At 42.5% G+C, this 13,882-nt stretch carries 13 protein-coding genes; 11 read left to right on the forward strand and 2 right to left on the reverse strand.

Annotated features, from left to right (window positions below):
* The first annotated feature begins 72 nt into the window (after nucleotides 1-72).
* A complete protein-coding gene (locus ACZ48L_RS03635; RefSeq protein WP_081767862.1) occupies nucleotides 73-1,551 on the forward strand; it encodes an alanine/glycine:cation symporter family protein in 1,479 nt (492 codons plus the stop codon).
* Between the two features lie 350 nt (nucleotides 1,552-1,901).
* Here the strand turns inward: ACZ48L_RS03635 and ACZ48L_RS03640 are convergent, their stop codons facing one another.
* Nucleotides 1,902-2,327: a DoxX family protein gene (locus ACZ48L_RS03640; protein ID WP_025792303.1), complete on the reverse strand. Its 426-nt coding sequence runs from the start codon at nucleotides 2,325-2,327 to the stop codon at nucleotides 1,902-1,904.
* Between the two features lie 737 nt (nucleotides 2,328-3,064).
* On the opposite strand from ACZ48L_RS03640, the gene ACZ48L_RS03645 reads away from it, so the two are divergent.
* From ACZ48L_RS03645 to ACZ48L_RS03670, 6 genes are all read left to right on the forward strand, one after another.
* Nucleotides 3,065-3,481: a PaaI family thioesterase gene (locus ACZ48L_RS03645; RefSeq protein ID WP_025792300.1), complete on the forward strand. Its 417-nt coding sequence runs from the start codon at nucleotides 3,065-3,067 to the stop codon at nucleotides 3,479-3,481.
* Complete coding sequence (locus ACZ48L_RS03650; protein WP_025792299.1) at nucleotides 3,482-4,525, forward strand: isochorismate synthase; 1,044 nt, start codon at nucleotides 3,482-3,484, stop codon at nucleotides 4,523-4,525.
* 17 nt (nucleotides 4,526-4,542) lie between these two features.
* The gene (menD, locus tag ACZ48L_RS03655) at nucleotides 4,543-6,204 is read left to right on the forward strand and encodes a 2-succinyl-5-enolpyruvyl-6-hydroxy-3-cyclohexene-1-carboxylic-acid synthase (protein ID WP_025792297.1); all 1,662 of its coding nucleotides are present in this window, start codon (nucleotides 4,543-4,545) and stop codon (nucleotides 6,202-6,204) included.
* A gap of 73 nt (nucleotides 6,205-6,277) precedes the next feature.
* Nucleotides 6,278-7,105 carry a 1,4-dihydroxy-2-naphthoyl-CoA synthase gene (gene menB, locus ACZ48L_RS03660; protein ID WP_464722012.1) on the forward strand — a complete coding sequence of 276 codons (828 nt, stop codon included), beginning with the start codon at nucleotides 6,278-6,280 and terminating at the stop codon, nucleotides 7,103-7,105.
* A 288-nt stretch (nucleotides 7,106-7,393) separates the two neighbouring features.
* Nucleotides 7,394-8,446 carry an o-succinylbenzoate synthase gene (locus ACZ48L_RS03665; RefSeq protein ID WP_025792295.1) on the forward strand — a complete coding sequence of 351 codons (1,053 nt, stop codon included), beginning with the start codon at nucleotides 7,394-7,396 and terminating at the stop codon, nucleotides 8,444-8,446.
* Nucleotides 8,447-8,473: 27 nt separating this feature from the next.
* Entirely contained in the window at nucleotides 8,474-9,505 is a 1,032-nt protein-coding gene (locus tag ACZ48L_RS03670) for an AMP-binding protein (protein ID WP_025792293.1), read from the forward strand.
* A gap of 192 nt (nucleotides 9,506-9,697) precedes the next feature.
* Here ACZ48L_RS03670 and ACZ48L_RS03675 read toward each other — a convergent pair whose 3' ends face one another.
* On the reverse strand, nucleotides 9,698-9,826 hold the full coding sequence (locus ACZ48L_RS03675; protein WP_257879316.1) for a hypothetical protein: 129 nt from the start codon (nucleotides 9,824-9,826) through the stop codon (nucleotides 9,698-9,700).
* A 907-nt stretch (nucleotides 9,827-10,733) separates the two neighbouring features.
* Between ACZ48L_RS03675 and ACZ48L_RS03680 the strand changes: the two genes are divergently transcribed.
* From ACZ48L_RS03680 to ACZ48L_RS03695, 4 genes are read left to right on the forward strand one after another with little or no spacing between them, the layout of a single operon-like run.
* On the forward strand, nucleotides 10,734-11,075 hold the full coding sequence (locus ACZ48L_RS03680; protein WP_021672407.1) for a helix-turn-helix domain-containing protein: 342 nt from the start codon (nucleotides 10,734-10,736) through the stop codon (nucleotides 11,073-11,075).
* Complete coding sequence (locus ACZ48L_RS03685) at nucleotides 11,075-11,455, forward strand: MerR family transcriptional regulator (protein WP_008822849.1); 381 nt, start codon at nucleotides 11,075-11,077, stop codon at nucleotides 11,453-11,455. The genes ACZ48L_RS03680 and ACZ48L_RS03685 overlap by 1 nt, the downstream gene beginning before the upstream one ends.
* Nucleotides 11,452-13,512 (forward strand): bifunctional DNA primase/helicase, encoded by a 2,061-nt coding sequence (locus tag ACZ48L_RS03690; RefSeq protein WP_008822850.1) that lies wholly within the window; start codon nucleotides 11,452-11,454, stop codon nucleotides 13,510-13,512. The genes ACZ48L_RS03685 and ACZ48L_RS03690 overlap by 4 nt, the downstream gene beginning before the upstream one ends.
* Entirely contained in the window at nucleotides 13,500-13,808 is a 309-nt protein-coding gene (locus ACZ48L_RS03695) for a helix-turn-helix domain-containing protein (RefSeq protein ID WP_008822851.1), read from the forward strand. Before ACZ48L_RS03690 ends, ACZ48L_RS03695 begins: the two co-directional genes overlap by 13 nt.
* Nucleotides 13,809-13,882: the final 74 nt, after the last annotated feature.

Raw genomic sequence — 13,882 nt, forward strand, 5'->3', positions numbered from 1 at the left:
ATATTTTTTGTTTAATGGGATTGACATTATCAATCCTTTTTGCTATTTTTGCGCTTTAAAAAGTATATTACTATGATGGAAATATTCTCTGCTGATGGATGGCTAAACACTACAATCGTGTCATTCAACGACTTTTTCTGGTCGTATATCCTTGTTGCAGGACTGATAGCATGTGCCTTATGGTTCACATGGAAGACTCATTTCGTGCAGTTTCGTATGGTTGGTGAGATGATTCGCTTGCTGAGTGAATCAACAAACAAGCATGATGGTAAGAAGCATGTGTCGTCATTCCAGGCTTTTGCAGTGTCTATTGCTTCGCGTGTAGGCACAGGTAACCTTGCTGGAGTAGCCAGTGCGATAGCTATAGGAGGCCCTGGTGCAGTGTTTTGGATGTGGGTTATAGCCCTTCTGGGCTCTGCTTCAGCCTTTGTCGAGTCTACTTTGGCACAACTTTATAAGCGTAAACACAATGGTTCATTCATTGGGGGGCCAGCTTATTACATCCTTTATGGAATGCATAACAAATGGATGTCGAAGCTTTTTGCCGTATTAATCACTATGACTTTCTGTATGGCATATATCTCTGTACACAGTAATACCATCTGTGGAGCCATGCAAAACGCCTTTGGTGTAAATCCTTTATGGATGGGAATCATCCTTGTTGTCCTCTCATTGAGTATCGTTTTCGGTGGTATTCACCGTATTGCCAACGTAAGTAGTATCATTGTACCTTTCATGGCAGTTGGTTATATCATCTTAGCATTGGTTATTATTGCCCTCAACATCCATCTTGTACCGAATGTTATACGTCTGATTTTCGAGAATGCGTTCGGTATTGGTCCTATAGCAGGCGGTAGTTTAGGAGCTATGATGATGAATGGTATCAAGCGCGGACTGTTCAGTAATGAGGCAGGAGAGGGTTCTGCACCGAATATAGCAGCCACTGCAAGCACCACACATCCTGTAAAACAAGGTTTGATTCAGGCTCTTGGCGTTTTTACAGATACGTTAGTAGTTTGTAGTTGTACGGCATTCATCATCATCATCAGTGGTGTTTATACAAACAGTACAGAGTCAGGAATCCTCCTGACACAGAATGCTTTGCAGAGCGAAGTGGGCAGTGCTGGTCCAACTTTTGTTGCTATTGCCATCTTCTTCTTTGCTTTCAGCAGTATTATCGGGAACTATTATTATGGTGAAGCGAATGTCCGTTTCCTTACAAATCGCCGTTCTGCAGTATTTGCTTTGCGCATTGTTACGGGAGGAGTGATGGTATTATTCGGTGCAATAGCCAGTCTTGACCTTGTCTGGAGCATTGGAGATCTCTTCATGGGGCTCATAACTGTGTGCAATCTTATCGCTATTCTTGTCTTGGGTAAACAAGCTTTTTTCCTGCTGGACGATTACTTACGGCAGAAACATGCAGGCATAAAGAGTCCCGTTTTCCATAAGACACAGATGCCAGAGATAGCTGATGACATTGAATGTTGGGATGAAACGGACTCAGAATGCACTCCTGAGGATGTCGAAAGGACTGAGAAGGAAAAATGAAATCAGAGACATTGCCAAGAGTAAGACAAAGTTAAGGCATGCAGCTCTGTATCTTTTCTTCTTCAAAGTTGTTACTATACTGTACGACACGTCACCAAAACAGTAGGTAATAAAGGCGAAAAGCGCTATGGCAATGATTTTCCACATCATATCTTCTCAGGTCATTTAAGGTTCATTCAAATATTAGATATCACGTCTAAAAGACATTGTATATATCGCAAAGATAGTCATTTTATGTTAATAAATGCATCTATCTGGATGTTTTTAACACAGAACTCCCCCTGAAGTCATGCGCTTCAGGGGGAGTTTCATTTATATATGTGACGGATTAATCCACCTATGTAGATAGCTTATTTACTTATTTTCCGTGCGATAAAGCCATCGATGGAATACTTACCAGCACCTGCGAACCAAGAAAGAATAAAGATTACGAGGTACAAGAAAGCCAATTCTCCAGCACTGACCGAGCCACCATGAACCGTAGTAAAGGCTACTATCATCGTAAAAATCATTGGTAACAGAGTCAGACGGGTAAGGAATCCGAATACAAAAGCTAATCCACAAAACAGTTCACCGAAGATACTCAGACCGACAGCTACGTCTCCGCTTAGTCCAAATGGGGCTGGGAAGTGAGCTGCTGTCTCTGTAAAATGCTGCAGTTTCTCAAGTCCATGACTGGCGAATGTTAGTCCGAACACAAGGCGAGAAGCCAATAGTATCAACGATGTTTTTGTACTTTCAAACTTATTTGGGAACAATAATGATAAACTTTTCATTCTTCTTTCTATTTATAATTGTTAATGTTTCAATTTAGTTTCTTGGGGCAAATTTATAGATATTATTGGAGAAAACCTCTATAAAGCAGCAAGAAATATTATCGGGAACGACTAAAATACCACATACATGGTAGAACTTCAGGAGACAGAAACAGGGTCATTCCAATTGTATGAAAGAGGAAACGAAACACTGATTATTATAATAATGAAATGTCAGAGAGCGTGTTTTATGTAAAATTAATTCACTATCGGAAAATAAAAGACGCCCTTTTGCATTGTAAAAGGTGCCCTTTTGCGATGTAAAAGATGCCCTTTTGAGGTGTAAAAGACGCCCTTTTGCAACGTAAAAGGGCGTCTTTTACTTACCTATCTATTAACTATCTGGCATCCAAATAGTTACAAAAGTAAAAAACAACGGCTTTTATCAAAATCCAAACGAATTACTGCTGATTATTTGTAAAGGTGTTTCAAAATAGCAAAGAGTCCTTCCTTTCATCACATTAAAGTTTCTTCTAAAGTCAGGTAAACCACCTGACATTTCTGGCCTTACTCCTTTCTCCACACTAAAACATGCAGAACAAAGGAAGGATATTCCCGCTTGTTCAACTGCAATGATTTTGCATTCTATATACTTTTTATTATCTTTGCATGAAATAAACAGTAGCTGGTAAAATAAGAACAAATCCCTTTTCTATCTGGCTTACATTACTTTTTACACCCAATAATATGGATGCGGCATGAACATAGACAATATATTAAAAAACATAGAACGAGAAGATGGACTCAGCAGGACGCTAGGTATGGAGTTTATCTCTACCCCTGAGCCTGACACTTTAAAGGCTCGAATGGCTGTTGACGACCGTAACAAACAACCTTTTGGCTTCCTTTCTGGTGGTGCTTCATTGGCCCTTGCTGAGAATCTTGCAGGTGTCGGGTCTATGGCAGCATGCCCAGGTAAGATGGCATTAGGCATTAATGTACATGGTAATCACGTTAAAGCGATGCCCTATGGCGGAACAGTTACAGCGTACGGAAAGCTGATTCACAAGGGACACACACTACATGTGTGGAGCATAGAAGTCAAAAATAACGAGGGAGAGCTCGTCTCCAGCGTACAAGTTACCAACTATGTCATAGACCCACAGAAGAAGTAAATGAACTCTTTCTTTATCTATCGCGAACCTTTAGAGGAGCTTTGTCATTGTTATACACAGAAGGAGGAACCTTCTATTCTCACAAACTGGGGCGAGCTTAATGACCATAAAGGATTTGTAATATCCCCATTTTCGGAGGGTCCAGACCATCCTATTTGCCTTTTAGATGGTGAAAGTGGAAGTTATATGGACGTTCCTTTGGATGGCAGCGAGGGCTTTCAGGTTATTCCTGACTGGCAAGATGACGCCGTTTTTACGCAGTCTGACAACCTACGTGAAGACTATCACCATGCTTTCACACGCTTTCATGGAGCATTAAAACAAGGAATCTTCCGCAAATTGGTCCTTGCACGGTCAGTCATCGAGCCTAAAGACGAGGCGTTGACACCTCGGAATATCTTTCTACGTGCCTGTAAACGGTATCCACGACAGTATGTTGCTCTGTTCTATACACCACAGACGGGCATGTGGCTCGTAGCCAGTCCTGAGATACTTCTCCATGGTAACGCAGATGGTTATCAGACTATGGCATTGGCAGGGACTATGAAATATGAAGGAGAAGACATGAAGTGGTCAGCTAAAAACCAGGAAGAACAACGATTAGTAGCCGATTATATCCGCACATGTCTGCAACCATTCACCTCTGAACTCACAGAAACTGAACCGTATACAGCCCGTGCAGCTCACTTAGTACACCTCCGTACAGACTTCACTTTCCGCCTCAAGGAGAGTCAACAACTGGGCAGTTTCCTCTCAACGCTGCACCCTACCCCTGCTGTTTGTGGTATACCAAAGGAAGATGCACGCTCTTTCATCAATCAAAACGAACACGGAGAGAGAGAATACTACAGTGGATTCAGTGGTTTTCTTGGTGATAAAGGAGAGGCAAAGTTATATGTTACCCTTCGTTGTATGCATTTTTCACGCAAGACTTGCCGTCTTTATGCTGGTGGAGGATTATTGAAAGAAAGTACGGAGGAGAATGAATGGCAGGAAACAGAAGCCAAACTCGATACCATGAGACAGTTATTAAAAGGTCAATAATTAATCTGCACCCAACGATGTACAGCACAAAAGAGAACGTAAACATCCTCACTTCCCTACTCGTAAAGGCTGGAATAACAAAAGCAGTGGTCTGTCCTGGATCACGAAACTCACCCATTGTACATAACCTTTGTGCATGTCCTGACATTGAATGTTATCCTGTTACGGACGAACGGTCGGCTGGTTTCTTTGCACTTGGTATGACTTTAGCCGATAATGAGCCTGTTGTCATCTGTGTAACATCAGGATCTGCACTGCTCAATGTAGCTCCTGCAGCTGCTGAAGCATACTATCAGAACCGTCCGTTGATTATTATTTCAGCAGACAGACCTGCACAATGGATTGAACAAAAGGATGGTCAGACCATTCAACAGCATGAAGCCTTAGAGCCAAATGTCCGCAAAAGCGTGACTCTTCCCGAACCAAACAATGACGAAGAACGATGGTATTGCAACCGATTGGTCAATGAAGTCATCAATGCCTGTATGCTAAATGGTGGCGGACCAGTCCATATCAATGTCCCAATAACCGAGCCTTTGTTCGATTACAGCACCGCAAACCTTCCTGATGAACGACGAATCACCTTACACCAGGCTGTCATCAACGATGCTGAAGTCTACGAAATAGCCAGCAATTTCTTCTGTGGAGAGAAGCCCATGATTGTCCTTGGGCAGATGATACCCGAAGTTGTTGGTGACGCTCTCGAAGCTATTGAAGCACTAAAGAAGGTCGCTGTTGTCATACAAGAGAAGCTGGCGGATGATGACATCTGCCCTTCTCTGCCCATTGATGAAGCACTTAGCATAATAGAAGATGATGATTCTTACCGTCCAGACCACCTATTATATATAGGAGGATGTGTCGTTAGCAAACGACTTAAGCACTTCCTACGTAAAAGTAAGTGTAAAAGCTCTATCATTGTAGACGAACATGGCAACTGCTGTGATACCTTTATGCACGCAACAGACGTCATCCAAGGAGCTCCAACAGATGTTCTTGGCATCTTTGCCAACGAAGCTGAAGGTATAGAACGAAAGGAATTTGTTGATAAATGGGATTCTGTCTTTACCAAAGCTATGGCTATTCGGGAGAAAATAACTCCTCGATACTCACAACTATTAGCTGTTAAGACGTTCCATAAGATGATGAGAGAACTGGATATTGATGGTGAATTATTCTATGGTAACAGCGCTTCTGTACGACTTGGCAACATCTTCTCCGATCAATACATCTATGTAAATCGTGGTGTAAATGGCATTGAAGGCTCACTGTCAACGGCAGTTGGATATGCAGTAGCACAACAAGAGGAAGAAGATGTATATTGTATTCTTGGTGACCTAAGCTTCTTTTACGATCAGAACGCACTGTGGAATGAAAACCTTTCACCCAATCTCTCAATCCTTTTACTTAACAATGGCGGTGGAGGAATCTTCCATCAGCTACCGGGATTAGGGCGTTCTCCCTATCGAGACACTGCCATAGCAGCGCAACACACTACTTCTGCAGAGGGTATATGTCAGTCGCATGACATTGTTTACCTATCAGCTCATAATACGGAAGAGCTGACAAAGGGACTTGAAAGATTCTTCAATGCAGAAGAAGGACCGGTACTTTTGGAAGTATTTACCAGTCCTGAAGATGATGCACAGGCGCTACAAGACTATTATCAGAGCTTTTAATAGACTTCGAGATACCTCGTACCACATACTGTAAACCCTAGCTTTAAACAGAAATAAATACAAAAAAGATTATATGGAAACAAGAAACTGGAAACCCATAGAGGGCTTTAACTTTGAGGAAATACTCTTCGAAGAGTATAATCACATAGCAAAGGTAACCATCAATCGCCCTCGTTATCGCAATGCTTTCACACCTCGTACGGTATGGGAGATGTCACAAGCATTCAATTATTGCCGTGAAGCACTTGACATTCGTGTGGTATTACTGACTGGAGCAGGCGACAAAGCTTTCTGCTCTGGGGGTGATATGCATGTCAAAGGACGTGGTGGATATGTGGGAGGAGACGGCGTTCCTCGCCTGAATGTACTCGACCTACAGATGCAGATACGCCGTTTGCCGAAGCCAGTCATAGCAATGGTAAATGGTTATGCCATTGGTGGAGGCCATGTTCTACACGTTGTCTGCGACCTCAGTATAGCCTCTGACAATGCTATCTTCGGACAAACAGGACCTAAAGTGGGCTCTTTTGATGCCGGATTTGGTGCTTCTTACCTTGCACGTATCGTAGGACAGAAGAAAGCACGTGAGATATGGTACCTCTGTCGACAGTATTCTGCAGTTGAAGCAGAGCGTATGGGACTGGTAAACAAGGTCATTCCGTTCGAAAAACTCGAAGATGAATGCATTGAATGGGCAGAAACTATGATGGAACGGTCACCTTTGGCACTGCGAATGATGAAGGCTGGTTTTAATGCTGAGCTGGATGGACAAGCTGGCATACAGGAGTTGGCTGGTGATGCTACCATGCTTTATTATACACTTGACGAGGCACAAGAGGGAGGAAAAGCATTCTTGGAGAAGCGTAAGCCCGACTTTGACAAGTATCCACAGTTCCCTTAAGAGGGCAAAAGACAACTGGCGGCAGGGAATATCCTCTACTTTGAGTCAGTAAGAAGTAACTTACTGGTTCTTCAAGGATGCCTGTCGGGCACATGTCTTCCTGTTTTTCATCAATGTGCTGCAGCCGAGCACCACTGGTGTTGCAGCCCAGCACACGTGGTGTTGAGGGCTAACTCCAATGGTGTTGAGCGTGCCGCACACATATAAGATGTTGTTAGTATAATCGCAACTTACAGTAAAAAAATAACTGAAACATCATAAAAACAAAATAACACAGAAGCCTTTTAGATGTATCAATTCAAACTATCTTCACGCATACTGCACTTCATTCAACCTGCAGGGACATCCCGTGGTGTATATACAACGCGACAAAGCTATTACGTAACATTGTCTGATGATAATGTACCAGGTATCGTTGGTATCGGAGAGTGTGCCACCTTACCCGACCTATCATGTGATGCTATGCCTCCAAAGGAATATGAACGGATACTAAAAGGCTTCTGTGATGACCTCTGTCAGTCTGGAAAAATTAACAAAAAGGCGATGCGTCCCTATCCTTCTATGCTCTTTGGACTGGAGACAGCAAAGAGACAGCTTGACAATGGAGGGGGAATTGACCTCTTTAATACTCCTTTTGGCAGAGGAGAAGAAGGCATTACCATCAACGGACTGATATGGATGGGAACATTCGATGAGATGTTCCAACGGTTAGAAGCTAAACTAAAGGCGGGTTTCCATTGTGTAAAACTAAAGATTGGTGCCATTGATTTTAAGAAAGAACTACGCCTGATACAACACATCCGACAGCATTTCTCACGCAAAGAGGTGGAATTACGAGTAGATGCCAATGGTGGTTTCACACCTGATAACGCCATGCAACGATTAGAAGCATTGGCTAAATATGACATACACTCCATAGAACAACCCATCCGACAGCATCAATGGAAGGAGATGGCACGGCTGTGTAAGAACAGTCCCTTGCCCATTGCGTTGGACGAAGAGCTCATTGGCGTCAATAATCTTACGGAGAAAAACCAGCTGTTAGATACCATTCAACCACAATATATTATCCTCAAGCCCAGTCTACATGGGGGTATTAGTGGTACAAGGGAATGGATAAAGTTGGCAAAAGAGCGAGGTATTGGCTCATGGATAACATCAGCTTTGGAGAGTAACATAGGACTTAACGCCATAGCACAGCTCACTGCTGACATCTATGGTCCACACATCACTATGGCACAAGGCTTAGGTACGGGACAACTTTTCAGTGATAATATCCCCATGCCACTTGAAATCAGAGGAGAACAGTTGTGGGTCAACAACACAAATCGGAATATTTAATATCCTCATAAAGAATAGAATAGGATTGTGACACTACAAGAATTTCTTTCAGAATGGAACAATGACAGCCCCCTTCTGCGTGTTCATACAAGTGGATCTACAGGGAAACCGAAACCAATATGGGTGGAAAAGCAACGCATGTTGAACTCTGCTCGCATCACTTGTGACTTCCTTGGACTACAGAAACACGACACTGCCCTACTCTGTATGCCGTTAGATTACATTGCAGGTAAGATGGTTGTAGTGCGGACATTAGAGCGAGGTATGCAGCTATTGAGCGTGAAACCGTCAGGACATCCACTGTCTTCTGAATCACTTCAGCAACTTGAAAACCCTGAAAGACCAATAACCTTTGCAGCCATGGTTCCCTTACAGGTATATAACTCATTGCAAATACCTGAAGAACGGGAACGATTGATGCAGATAAAGCACTTGATTATCGGTGGAGGAGCCATTGATGAAAAACTATCAGAGGAACTAAAGAACTTCCCGAATGCCGTGTGGAGTACCTACGGAATGACAGAAACACTGTCACATATTGCTCTTCGACGCCTTAACGGGCCCCAGGCTACTGAATGGTATACGCCGTTGGATGGTATAGAAGTCTGCCTAAACCATGAAAAATGTCTAACTATCCATGCTCCTGCAGTATGCAATCAAACACTGGTTACTAATGATATAGCCGAGCTTCAGACATTCAAAACTGACGAAAACGAGGCTTTCGTACGCTTTCGTATCATCGGAAGAAAAGACAATGTCATTGATTCTGGAGGCATAAAGATTCAGATTGAAGAAGTTGAAAGGACACTAAAGCCCCATCTATCGGGTGGCTTTGCAATAACAAGTATAACAGATGAGAAATTTGGAGAGGCTGTTGTACTGCTGACAACACTAACCGACATTACTATCGTTGACGCTATTTGCAAGAAGATTCTACCTAAGTTTTGGCAGCCACGGCATATCTTTCATACAGACAATATCCCACAGACAGAAACGGGGAAACCTGCTCGAGCAAATATAAGACAACTTGCTAGGCAGATAAACAAGCAAGCTGAATAAATGAACATATATGCTATCAACAGGCAAAATGCAGCTAGAAAAACTGTAAGAAAATGGACTTCTGATAATCATAAGCGTACATCTACAAGGCATAATAACTTTGATGAGTGATAAATATTCCCTGTATCAGTAAGTCATTAGTATCTTATCAAACATATTACCACGACAAGAACAAACATATTCCACCATCTTCTACTCATGTATTGCAGCCCAGCACCAATGGAGCTGACGCCTAGCACCAATGGAGTTGATGCCCAGCACCAATGGAGTTAGTGGTCCGCACCAGACGTGCTGAGGGTCAAACACCTTACAACACATCATAACTCCAAGCGTAATTTGTTCTTAAAGGAAGGCTGAACAATCCCAAATACACATCATTTCTTTGGAGGTATAAGGCTTATTTTCGTTGTATCACCATGCAATTACATACTAAAAAGACAAACCTATGAACAATCTTATACCAATCAGATTTCGTGCGGATAAAAGAAATAGGATAAGCTTCTACAATGTAAAAGTACACCAATAAAAACTGCAAAGAAAACATTCCCTTACATTATTCTCACTTTTCCATATAATTCGTATTCAAGTTTTGCCACACACTCTATGCTACATAAAGAAGTAGAAATCAATCATTAACACAGCACCCCTGTTCCTAGTAGCATCTCATAGACTATGTCTGCAACCTTCAAAAAACAAAAAATCCCTTGTAATCATTAATTACAAGGGAATCATTTGTGGACCAGCCTGAACTAATCCACAATATGTCCTTATCGCTGTTAGCTAAATATTTACCTTTTTGTACTGACAGTCTCTGTAGCAGAAATGTAGCAGCAAACTGACTGGTTTATGACCGCTATTTTGACTATCAGTTGAAAGCACGCTCACTCCCATTCTCGGAGTACAAAGTTAGATCTTTTTGTTTATATCTCCAAATCTTTGTGCCATAAATATTTAGAGATTTTACTGCTACATTTTCCAGTGCAAGGTGCAAGCCCTTATATATAAAGGGACTTGCACCTTGCACTGGAGTTTTACAAAACAATAATAATTATACAAAGATATAAGAGTAATAAAATGTTTTAGATTTAGTTCGTTATATTTATTGGTACACTGTGTATTCCGCTACTAACAAACAAACTTGCACCGTCTGCAAGACGGATTGCATAGTGTGCAAACATTTGCATGTGGCGGGTTGCTCTTGTAACGGTGCTTTAGTAACTTTATAAGTATGAAAAAGTTATTGGAAATGCTGAAGTCAGCAAGAGTGAAAAATGGTTATTCGCAGGAGTATCTATCTGTTATTCTGAAAGTTAGTTCGAGTCGGATTTCGCGCTGGGAAAGAGGAAAGACAGCAATGACTCTTGAACAAATTCTGATGTACGCTTCAAAGGTGGGCATCCAGTCTACCAAAATATTTGAGTTTCTTGCACGTAATGGGCAGCCCGGTCCTTTACCTATAGCAGAAATTCATCTGGAAGTTTTTACTGAGGAAGCATTCAGAAGACTTTCACAGTTAGTCAGTGAACTTGGAATAGAACATGTAACAATTAAAACCAAACGATTACGCTGATGGAAATAATAGCAGTAGAAAGCCAAGCCTATCAAGAACTGATAGACAAGCTCAATCGTATTGAGCAGTATGTTGAGCGCACCTCCCGTCTTATTCAAGACATTGACGACGAGCTGGAGATGACCACGAAAGACCTTATCGGGACTCTGAATGTTTCAGAGTCCACCCTTTACCGCTGGCGCAAGAAGCAGTTGGTACGGTATCGCTACACGGAGGGTGGCGATGTACGCTACTTCTTCAAGTCTATCGTGATAGCCACGAAGTGTAACCGGCTTCGCGTATCAGGTATGAAAAACGACGAGATTCTTGGTCGGCTCAACCGTTTCAAGGACAATCTCATCATGAGTTCATGTATTAATCCTAAAAACCGACAACTATGATAGAAAAGGAACAGATTCTTTTACTTACACAAGGAGGTTTGAATGTGTTTTCACATTTCCTTGGCTTTGAGGTAAACCTTCATCGCAACTTCCGAAGCCCTTTCTATGACGACAGGCGGGCTTCCTGCCATATCTACTACGACAGGAAAACTTCTTCTTACAAATTCTATGATCATGGAGATACCACCTATTCTGGGGATTGCTTCTGGTTTGTGGCAACCCTCCGTAATTTGAACCTGAAAACAAGTTTTCCCGAAGTATTGGAAACGATAGTACAAGAACTTGGATTGTATTCTTTATGTGATGGTGAAAAGCATAGCAGCCATATCACGTCAGCATATAAAAAAACTATTGTTCCCACTCCTAAGGCTGATATAACCAAGTGGACGGAAGAACGTCCATATAGTTTTGAGATACAGCCATTTGACGATGGTCTGCTGAACTATTGGGCACATTATGGCATCCATGGGGATACACTCCGTCGCTTTCGTGTACGGAGTCTTAAACGCTATGAAAGTGTATCTGCTGAAGGTAAGAAATTTGAACTTTATAGCTCACCTACGGAACCTATGTTTGCCTATATAGGAAATGACTATGTAAAGATATACCGACCTCACAGTCCAAAAATCCGCTTTCTTTATGGTGGACGGATGCCTGCGACTTATTGCTTCGGAATGGAGCAGATTCCTGCCAAAGGAGATATGCTTTTCATTACAGGTGGAGAAAAGGATGTACTCTCATTGTATGCACACGGCTTCAATGCGATTTGCTTCAATAGTGAAACGGCACAGATACCGACAAGTATCATTGAGAGCCTTCAGCTTCGTTTTAGGCATATAATACTCTTATATGATGCGGATGAAACAGGTGTACGGGAGGCACATAAACAGTCTGAACATCTGGTGGAATACAAGGTCTTGAACCTTTCACTTCCGCTAAGTGGTACGAAGTCTGAAAAAGACATTTCTGATTTCTTTGCCTTAGGCAACGGGGCAAAGGAACTGAAAGAGCTGCTTGCCAAGATGTTCTCAGATCTATATAGCCAAACCATGATGATGTTACGTTCCTGTGAGATTGATTATGAGAATCCACCGGACATTTCCAAATCAGTAGTAGCAGTAAACGGTGTGCCACTCGGCACACAGGATAACCTGTTCTGCATTACCGGAGGTGAGGGTACGGGCAAGAGCAACTATGTGGGTGCTATTCTTGCTGGGACATTGGGAGAAAAACGATTGCCGATAGAGAAGACCTTGGGATTAGAGATTACCGCCAATCCCAAAGGCTTGGCGGTCCTACACTATGACACGGAACAGTCCGAGGCACAGTTGCACAAGAACTTGGGTAAGACACTGCGTAGGGCTTCTTTGACGGCAGTACCGGAGTTTTGCCATTCTCTGTACCTTGCCTCTCTGTCTCGTAAGGACAGACTGAACCTTATCCGTGAGAGTATGGACTTGTTCCATCACAGGCATGGAGGCATCCATCTTGTAGTGATTGACGGAATAGCCGACTTAATACGTTCTGCCAACGATGAAACGGAAAGTATTGCCATTGTGGACGAGCTTTATCGCTTGGCGGGGATTTATAATACCTGTATCATCTGCGTGCTACACTTCGTACCAAATGGTATTAAACTCCGTGGGCATATCGGCTCGGAACTTCAACGAAAGGCAGCAGGGATACTCTCCATTGAGAAAGACGATAATCCCGAATACTCGGTCGTAAAGGCATTGAAAGTCCGTGACGGAAGTCCGTTGGACGTACCGATGATGCTTTTCGGCTGGGATAAGGCTGAGGACATGCACGTCTATCGTGGCGAGAAGTCTAAAGAGGACAAGGAAAAGCGCAAGACTGAGGAACTCATTGCTGTTGTCAAAGAAGCCTTCCGAAATTCTTTCAAGCTCACTTACCAAGAACTTTGTGAGGTTCTGATGCGAGAAATGGAAATCAAGGACAGAACTGCAAAGAAATACATCGCCTATATGAAAGAACAACGTATCTTGTCACAAGATACCAATGGTAACTATCAAAAAGGAGAACTATGCCGTACATAGATTATAAAACCGAAGACACTTGGCAAAAACGCCTGTTCGACAAGCTGATAAGCGTCGAGGGTAAACTCGACCGCCTGCTGATTCTGCAAGAGCAATCTGTTGATATAACTGTCCATCCTCCCTTGAAACCCGAATACTTGGATATCATTGATGTATCCAAGATACTCAAAGTAGAACAAAAGACCATCTATAATTGGGTGTGGGCAGGGAAAATTCCCTATCTCAAGGCCAATGGGCGATTACTTTTTCTCCGGGAAGAGATTGACGAGATGCTGAGAAGGCGAGATAGTTGGTGATGCGTATTTGTTGGTTTTTATTGTTGTTTTGTTGTGTAAATGCAAGCAGTTACATTACAAAATAACGGTTACAA

Source organism: Prevotella histicola (genome assembly GCF_055385135.1).

Excerpts from the sequence above, each read along its gene's own strand:
- ACZ48L_RS03645 (WP_025792300.1), top strand. The coding sequence starts at position 3,065 with ATGAACATAGACAATATATTAAAAAACATAGAACGAGAAGATGGACTC.
- menB (WP_464722012.1), top strand. The coding sequence starts at position 6,278 with ATGGAAACAAGAAACTGGAAACCCATAGAGGGCTTTAACTTTGAGGAA.
- ACZ48L_RS03675 (WP_257879316.1), bottom strand. The coding sequence starts at position 9,826 with ATGATGTGTTGTAAGGTGTTTGACCCTCAGCACGTCTGGTGCGGACCA.
- ACZ48L_RS03665 (WP_025792295.1), top strand. The coding sequence starts at position 7,394 with ATGTATCAATTCAAACTATCTTCACGCATACTGCACTTCATTCAACCT.
- ACZ48L_RS03695 (WP_008822851.1), top strand. The coding sequence starts at position 13,500 with ATGCCGTACATAGATTATAAAACCGAAGACACTTGGCAAAAACGCCTG.
- ACZ48L_RS03640 (WP_025792303.1), bottom strand. The coding sequence starts at position 2,327 with ATGAAAAGTTTATCATTATTGTTCCCAAATAAGTTTGAAAGTACAAAA.
- ACZ48L_RS03650 (WP_025792299.1), top strand. The coding sequence starts at position 3,482 with ATGAACTCTTTCTTTATCTATCGCGAACCTTTAGAGGAGCTTTGTCAT.
- ACZ48L_RS03680 (WP_021672407.1), top strand. The coding sequence starts at position 10,734 with ATGAAAAAGTTATTGGAAATGCTGAAGTCAGCAAGAGTGAAAAATGGT.
- ACZ48L_RS03635 (WP_081767862.1), top strand. The coding sequence starts at position 73 with ATGATGGAAATATTCTCTGCTGATGGATGGCTAAACACTACAATCGTG.
- menD (WP_025792297.1), top strand. The coding sequence starts at position 4,543 with ATGTACAGCACAAAAGAGAACGTAAACATCCTCACTTCCCTACTCGTA.
- ACZ48L_RS03690 (WP_008822850.1), top strand. The coding sequence starts at position 11,452 with ATGATAGAAAAGGAACAGATTCTTTTACTTACACAAGGAGGTTTGAAT.
- ACZ48L_RS03685 (WP_008822849.1), top strand. The coding sequence starts at position 11,075 with ATGGAAATAATAGCAGTAGAAAGCCAAGCCTATCAAGAACTGATAGAC.